Origin of the sequence: Clostridium sp. ATCC 25772 (genome assembly GCF_001573875.1) — a bacterium.
In the GTDB taxonomy this organism is placed as follows: Bacteria; Bacillota; Clostridia; order Clostridiales; family Clostridiaceae; genus Clostridium_J; species Clostridium_J senegalense.
The window spans coordinates 1-580 of record NZ_LFRG01000187.1; the positions used below are offsets into that span (position 1 = coordinate 1).

At 32.8% G+C, this 580-nt stretch carries 2 protein-coding genes; both read left to right on the forward strand.

Annotation, left to right across the window (positions count from 1 at the left end):
• Positions 1 to 366, forward strand: a 366-nt coding sequence (rpiB, locus tag AZI32_RS17505) for a ribose 5-phosphate isomerase B (RefSeq protein WP_061997189.1), incomplete at its 5' end; no start/stop codon positions are given.
• 12 nt (positions 367 to 378) lie between these two features.
• A partial coding sequence (locus tag AZI32_RS17510) for a uracil phosphoribosyltransferase (RefSeq protein WP_275935000.1) occupies positions 379 to 580 on the forward strand: 202 nt, incomplete at its 3' end.

A 580-nucleotide genomic window follows, 5' to 3' on the forward strand; every position in this document is an offset into this window, starting at 1 on the left:
GAATGTGTAGACTTTGGAACTGAAAATGGAGTAGATTCAGTTGATTATCCTATATATGGAGAAAAGGTTGCCAAAGCGGTTGTTAGCAAGGACGTAGACTATGGGATATTATGTTGCGGCACAGGTATAGGAATCTCATTAGCAGCTAACAAAGTTAAAGGTATTAGATGTGCTGTTGTTTCAGATACATTTTCAGCTAAAATGTCAAAAGCACATAATAATGCAAACATGCTTTCTTTAGGAGAGAGAGTAATTGGAAAAGGGCTAGCTCTTGAGATAGTTGATGCGTGGATAAACACTGAATTTGAAGGTGAAAGACACTTAAGAAGAGTAAATATGTTAAATGACATAGAACAAAAAAATTAGGAGGCTTACATAATGAAAAAAGTAGTAGTTGCAGATCATCCATTAATACAACACAAATTAACTTTAATGAGGGATAAAAATACAGGATCTAAAGATTTTAGAGAACTTCTAACAGAAATAACAATGCTTATGGGATATGAAATAACAAGAGAATTACCTTTAGAGGAAATAGAAATAGAAACTCCTGTTGTTAAAACTAAAGCAAAAGTTATAG